The organism is Mesorhizobium helmanticense (genome assembly GCF_003034915.1).
GTDB classification, from domain to species: domain Bacteria; phylum Pseudomonadota; class Alphaproteobacteria; order Rhizobiales; family Rhizobiaceae; genus Mesorhizobium; species Mesorhizobium helmanticense.
Map to the genome: position 1 here is coordinate 25041 of NZ_PZJX01000036.1, position 6329 is coordinate 31369.

A 6329-nucleotide genomic window follows, 5' to 3' on the forward strand; every position below is an offset into this window, starting at 1 on the left:
CGCGCCGCCGCCTGCCTATGCATGTCGTTGTCCAGACCGCTGCTCAGTTTGGGCGACATGCATCAGAATGCGTATTTGACGACGATATAGAGCAAAATCAGGGCGGCGGCTCCGGCGCCCGCGATCATGCCGAGTCGCTTTTCGATGAACTCGCGGATCGGCTCGCCATAACGACGCAGCAGCCAGGCAAGAAACAGAAAACGGGCGCCGCGGGCGACGATCGCCAGGGCGATGAACAGCAGCAGATTGACGCCGATGACGCCGGACAGGATGGTCACAACCTTGATCGGCGGCAAATGGGCAAGGCCGGAGGTGACCAGCATCAGGATGATGAAGCCGACGCCCGAAGAGGTGCGCAGCGCCTCGAACTCGTCATACTTGCCGTAGAATTCGAGGATCGGTTTTGCCACGGCGTCGTAGGCATAATGGCCGATGAACCAGCCGGCGATGCCGCCCAGCACCGATGCCGCTGTCGCGATCAGCGCGTAGCGATAGGCGCGATCCGGCCGCGACAGCGCCATCGGCAGATACAGCACGTCGGCCGGCACCAGGAACACCGAGCTTTCGACGAAAGCGATGAAGGCCAGCCACCATTCGGCGGATTTCCTTGCCGCCAGCGACAAGGTCCAGTCGTAAAGTCCGCGAAGCATAGGCACTCCTAATGCACGCCGCCCAAGGTGCACAAAACCCAAAGGTGCATAGAACAAAGACCCAAAGCGCGCCGCATCATCTCTTTGGAGGCGGCCCGCTCCAATGCGCCGCCTGTCTAGAAAGATTTTCCGCGCCGCACAATGGCCGGAGCTTCACGAAGTCGAAAGATGGTATCGGGCCCGCCGTCAAAACGCGAAAGCGGTATCGCCAGACGGCGATACCGCTCGCAACCTTCGTCTGACGCGCCTTGCCCATTCCGCTGGGCCTACTCCGCTGGGCTACTCGGCCGGAACCGGGCTGAGGCCGACGTCGCCCAACGGACGTGGCTTGTCTTCCTTGCGTGCCGACGCGCGGGCGACCACGCTTGCGCGGTTGACGGACCTGCGCTCGGCGTCGATGCGGCGGATCAGGATTTCCGCCCGCTCGATCGAACCGAGCAGGGCCAGGATCGTGCCGCGTTCACCCGCACCCGCATTCGGTCCCAGCGCCAGCGTGCGGGCGCGCAACTCCTCGACCTCAGGGAAGCTGACATGGCCGGCCGGCATTCGCGGGTTGGCAATGCCGTAGTCCGGCAGGATCTCGCGCAGCGAGGCGTCGAGCTTGTTCAGCGCGACTTCGACAATGGCTTGCGCCGGATTGCTGAACTTCTCGCGTTTGACGCGCCGGGCCACCTGGTGCATCGATTCCGTCAAGGCAGCCGTGAAGTCCGCCTCCTCGATCAGGCTGGCAATCAGGTCGAGTTGTTCGTAAGGCAGGTCCTCCTTCATCAGCGCGGCGGTGTAGGCACGGATGTCGCGGCTGAGGATGTCGGTTGCTAGATAGTGCTCGCCCGGATCGGAGGGTGCTTTCTTCGACCCGCGTGCGATATCGAGGAACATCGCGCCGGCCTCAAGGTGACGGGCCGTCTCCTGCTGCACGGCGGGAACTGCCTTGGCAAAATCGCTGGCCAGCTTGCGGTCGAGGAATTTCGGCGTCGAGAAATCCTCCGCGTCCTCGGCGTCCGTGTGGCCGACACGCGACAGTACCCGCTCGAACACACCGATGAAGGGGAACAGCAACAGCGTGTTGAAGACGTTGAAGAAGGTCGAGTAGAGGCCGACCGCCACCGGCACCAGGGGAAAAGTCTCCTTGCCGTCGACGATCACCGGAACGGCCGGATCGCCGCCGAAGAACTGCATGGCCCATTCCAGGACCTGGATGGAGACGAAGAACAGCGGGATGGTGATGCACACACCTATGATGTTGAACGATATGTGGGCGTACGCGGTCCGCTTGGCGTTCTTCGAAAGATTGAGGGAAGCCATCCACGACGTGATCGTGGTGCCGAGATCGGCGCCGAGCGAGAAGGCGACGGCGGTCGTCCAGTCGAGAATGCCAGCGGCGCCAAGGCCCATGACAATGCCGATCGTCGCCGAAGACGAGTGGATCATCGCCGTCACGCCTGCGGCAATGAACACGCATTTGAGAAGGTTGAGGAAGGAATCAGCCTTGAGGGTTTGCAGCAGCGACATGACTTCGGGCAGGTTGCGCAGCGGGCGCAGACCACCGGTCATCAGGTTCAGGCCGTAGAAGATCAGCGCGAAACCCATGCAGGCGAGCGCTATGTTCTTGACCTTTTCGCTCTTGGCGAAGCAATAGACCAGCGAGAACACGCCGGCCAGGATCAATCCAAGCGGGCCGAGCGGCAGGGCGATCAGTCCGTTGCCAAGCGTGGTGCCGATGTTGGCGCCCATGATGACGCTGATCGCCGGCCGCAGCGCGATGACGCCGGCATTGACCAGGCCGACGACCATGACGCTCATCGCGGTCGACGACTGGATGACGCCAGTGATCAGCGTCCCCGCCAGCACGCCCTTGATCGGCGTTCCCGCCGCCTTGGCGAGAAAAGCGCGCATCCGGTTGACCGAGAGCGCCTGGATACCATTTGCCATGAAGTCCAGACCGAGCATGAAAATGCCCAATCCGCCGATCACCGGCACGAGGATGTCCTTGAAGATATCTATGTCCATTTCACGCTATCCCCAACAAGTCGCCATTGCGACACCGACACGAAGTTCCGTTGCTGTCCGAAGTGGTCAGGCGCCGAACTCGGCCCTCGTTCACCCTCAGTTCGCGAGAGGGGCCTGTCCTGACCAGTACTGCTCGATCTGGCCGACGAGTGCACTCGGCAACGGCACGTAGCCGAGTGCAGCGGCGTCGCCCGCGCCTTGCGTGAAGGCCAGCCTGAAAAGGTCATGCACGCGGCGATAGCGATGCTCCGAACGCCCCGAAACCTGGACCACCGCGAACACCGCGGTGCTGATCGGATAGGCGGCATCGCCGTCGCGATCGGTCAGGGAAGCGAAGAAATCGGTCGTTTCCCCCCAGGCGACGGAGGTGGCCGCCGCTTGCACGCCGGCGGGATCCGGCTTGATGAAATTGCCGGCCCTGTTGCGGACCGCGGCGAAGGGCAGGCCGGCGCGAAGCACCTGGCCGTATTCGGCATAGGCGATCGCGCCCTTGGTCGCGGCAACGGCGCCAATGAGGGCCTGCGTGCCCTCGGCGCCGGTTCCAAGCGGCCATTCGATCAGCGTGTCGGCGCCCAGCCTGGTCTTCCATTCCTCGCTACTCACCGACAGGAACTCGGTGAAGACATGGGTCGAGCCCGAGCCGTCCTGGCGATGGAAGACGCTGATGGCGAGATCTCCAAGAGCAATACCGGGATTGAGCGCCTGGATGGCGGGATCGGACCAGGAGGTGATCTTTCCCAGATAGATGTCGGCCAGAACCGGACCGGAAAGGCGCAAGCCGCCCTCCGGCAGGCCCTCCAGATTGGTGACCACCGCGATGCCGCCCATGACGATCGGAAATTGTTTCTGGCCGCTGCTGGCAAGGTTGGCCGGCGGCACCGGAACGTCGGTGGCGGCGAAATCCAGTTCGGGCTGCTTGAGCCGCATCAGGCCCGCGAGCGAGCCGACCGGCTCATAGTCGACGGTCCAGTCCAGCGTGAAGAAGTCGCCGCCATCGGCGCGCGCATTCTTGTAGGCGGTTGCCCATTTGGCGATGACCGGCGCGGCCAGGGTCGATCCGGCGCCGCGGATGGGCTCGGCCCGGGCTGCGGGGCCGGTCAAGGCAGCGGCCAAAGCAACGGCAAGGGCGATGACGCCACCAACGAGTTTCGGCCATAGGCTGTGCGACGACGCAATACTTGTCGGGTTTCCTGAAAACATCGTTTCGACCCCGCTTATACTACCGAAAATACGTGAAAAACTGAGAATTTCAGTGAAAATCAGTAGATCATATCCCTGGCGCGGTAAGCCTCAGCCAAAGAGGACAAGATCGCTCCTATTTCCTATTAACTTTTCTTAACGATTGGATGACAGGGATCACTGCCGCCGGACATTTCGGGCGCCAGGGTCTTTCAGTCGGAGGCGCTTAGCCGCCCAGTGCACCCTGTGCTGCCGCGAAATCTTTCAGATCGAATGAAACAGCAGCGTTGCAAAAGCCGGGCCTGACCTGGAGATCGTGCGCCAGCTTCGCGGCCGTCGCGAATTGGCCAGTTGACGAACAGGCCTCCAACCGTATAGTCCGCGCCCATCCAGGCCGCCCGGCCTGAGCCCCTATGGCGGAATTGGTAGACGCGCTCGACTCAAAATCGAGTTCCGCAAGGAGTGCTGGTTCGATCCCGGCTAGGGGCACCACCCTTCGCTCTTCGAGCTTCGGGTGGCAGGCCACCCCAGGCTCGTCGGTTTCGGGTGGCAGGCCACCCCAGGCTCATCAGCTTCGGGCGACAGGCCACCCACGCTCGTCGGCTTCGGGTGGCAGGCCACCGGGCTCATTGGCCGAAGGAAGTGTCCTCCGAAGCCTTGGCGAAGGAGGATCGGATGATCAGCCGGCTTCAGCCCACAGTACGGTTAATAGCCAGAAAGCGCCCATCAACATCGCGCCAATAGCTGGCACGACCAGAGTGTATCCCAGCAGGGCGAAACCCGCCTTCGGGCTGCGGGCGAGGAGCGCGCCCGCCAGCCAGCCAATCGCCGCCAGGGCGAATACCCCGTAGATGAAGGCTGTCCAGATTTCGTTGCTCATGGCTTATCTTTGCCTGAGATCGTGATCCGGGTCTAGCGCCGTCCCAGCAAGCTCTTCATCCGGTTGCGCAGGATGCGCGCCATGTTGCGGGTCTCGCGGTAGAGATGAAGCTGCGAGGCCGCCTGGCGGGCGAGGCGGTCGGCATCCGGCGAAAGCCCGATGACCAGCGTGCCCATCGGCTTGCGCTCCGTCCACAGCCGGCTCATCACGGGGTGGTCGGGCACGGCGCAGGAATCGGTCACCATGATGTTGGGGTCGTCGAGATGCTGCCTGGTCACCTCGATCATCAGCAGCGTGCCCGGCGAATAGGTGGCAAGGGTCTCGTCATAGGCCGTCTTCCAGGTGTAGGCGACGCCGGCCTCGACGAAGACTATCAGGCTGGCGATGGTGCGGTCGTCCAGCGTCAGCGAATGGATGCGGCACAGATCCTGTTCGGCCAGCCGGTGCACGGCCTCGCGGGCGAAGGCGGCGCGGTAGCGGTCGATGGCCATGGCGGTGCGCTCGCGGCCTTTCCAGCCCGCCGCCTCCAGCGTCAGGAAGCTCTCGATGGCATGGCGGATGTTTTCCGGCCCGCGCGCCACCTGATGCTCCAGCCTGCCGAGGTCGCCAAGGCGACGCTTCAGGCGGCGGAATTCGCGATAGTGATGCGAGCGCAACGAGGCCTTCAGGTAGGCTTCGCCGTCAAGCTCGCTTTCGAGCGCGGGACGCTCGGCCTTGCCGGTGATGACCAGTGGAAGGCCGTGCGTTTCGGCGACTGTGGCAAGCAGGCTGGCCACCGGACCGTCGAGCCCGATGTCGGGCAGGACCAGGACTTTCGGAAATTTGAGATGCGGCCGCGACAGCATCGCGAAGAAATCCTCGATGACGCCGACCGGGTCGTCGCGGTCGACCAGCGGCGTGCCGATCGGGCCGAACGGGCTCGACCAGGTGCGCATGACCGGGACGCCGAGCGGCACGCCGGGCCGCTCCACCGAGAACGGCACCAGCAGGCGCAGCCGGTTGCGGTATTCGTCGCCGTCGCGGATCACCGCCAGCCGCACCTCGCGGTCTTCCAGCCTCGGCATGGCGGGCGCCAGGAAACGCGGGTTGAAGAAGATGTTGGGCTCGATCGTGCGGGCGCAGAGATAATCCAGTTCCTCGACCAGGTCGAAGCCGGCGGAGGCGGGATAGATCGCCAGCTTGCGCTCGGGCCGGTTGTTGGCCAGGATCTCGATATGGGCGGGGTCGGCCTCGCGGGCGAGCCCGGCGAGGCCGGACACCATGGCGCCGGCCGGGCCGCCGCTGGTTTCCTCGAGCAAGGGGATGGCAGCCATTACGCGGCTCCTTTGATTGGCACGAAGATGGCCATGACGATGCCGAGCTTGCGCCAGACCGTGAAGGACAGCGCGGCCGCCTCGAAGATCATGGCGAAGGCGGTGGCCATGGCGGCGCCCCACAGGCCGAAAAGCGGGATCAGCACCACATTGAGGCCGATGTTGAAGGCCAGCGTCATGGCGTAGACGGCGGCGCAGATGTTCTGGTTGCCGCTCATGGTGAGCAGGCTTTCGCAGGGGCCGACGGCGGCCCGCGCCACGACGCCGAAGACCAGCAGGAACAGCAGCGGATAGCCT

5 protein-coding genes, 1 tRNA gene and 1 pseudogene are annotated in these 6329 nt (G+C 63.9%); 1 reads left to right on the forward strand and 6 read right to left on the reverse strand.

Annotation, left to right across the window (positions count from 1 at the left end):
* Positions 1-62: 62 nt before the first annotated feature.
* The 3 genes from C9427_RS19730 to pstS all read right to left on the reverse strand — a co-directional run bounded on the left by C9427_RS19730 (position 63) and on the right by pstS (position 3860).
* Positions 63-650 carry a YqaA family protein gene (locus C9427_RS19730; protein WP_107650781.1) on the reverse strand — a complete coding sequence of 196 codons (588 nt, stop codon included), beginning with the start codon at positions 648-650 and terminating at the stop codon, positions 63-65.
* A gap of 279 nt (positions 651-929) precedes the next feature.
* Entirely contained in the window at positions 930-2660 is a 1731-nt protein-coding gene (locus C9427_RS19735) for a Na/Pi cotransporter family protein (RefSeq protein ID WP_107650782.1), read from the reverse strand.
* A 96-nt stretch (positions 2661-2756) separates the two neighbouring features.
* Positions 2757-3860 (reverse strand): phosphate ABC transporter substrate-binding protein PstS, encoded by a 1104-nt coding sequence (pstS, locus tag C9427_RS19740; protein ID WP_107650783.1) that lies wholly within the window; start codon positions 3858-3860, stop codon positions 2757-2759.
* A gap of 386 nt (positions 3861-4246) precedes the next feature.
* Here pstS and C9427_RS19745 point away from each other — a divergent pair.
* Positions 4247-4331: transfer RNA gene (locus C9427_RS19745), tRNA-Leu, on the forward strand.
* Positions 4332-4518: 187 nt separating this feature from the next.
* Here C9427_RS19745 and C9427_RS19750 read toward each other — a convergent pair.
* The 3 genes and pseudogenes from C9427_RS19750 to C9427_RS19760 all read right to left on the reverse strand — a co-directional run.
* A complete protein-coding gene (locus C9427_RS19750) occupies positions 4519-4719 on the reverse strand; it encodes a hypothetical protein (RefSeq protein ID WP_107650784.1) in 201 nt (66 codons plus the stop codon).
* Positions 4720-4751: 32 nt separating this feature from the next.
* Positions 4752-6032 (reverse strand): GNAT family N-acetyltransferase, encoded by a 1281-nt coding sequence (locus C9427_RS19755; RefSeq protein WP_107650785.1) that lies wholly within the window; start codon positions 6030-6032, stop codon positions 4752-4754.
* Positions 6032-6329: pseudogene (locus C9427_RS19760) on the reverse strand (lipopolysaccharide biosynthesis protein); the annotation flags it as partial. The pseudogene C9427_RS19760 and the gene C9427_RS19755, both read right to left, overlap by 1 nt.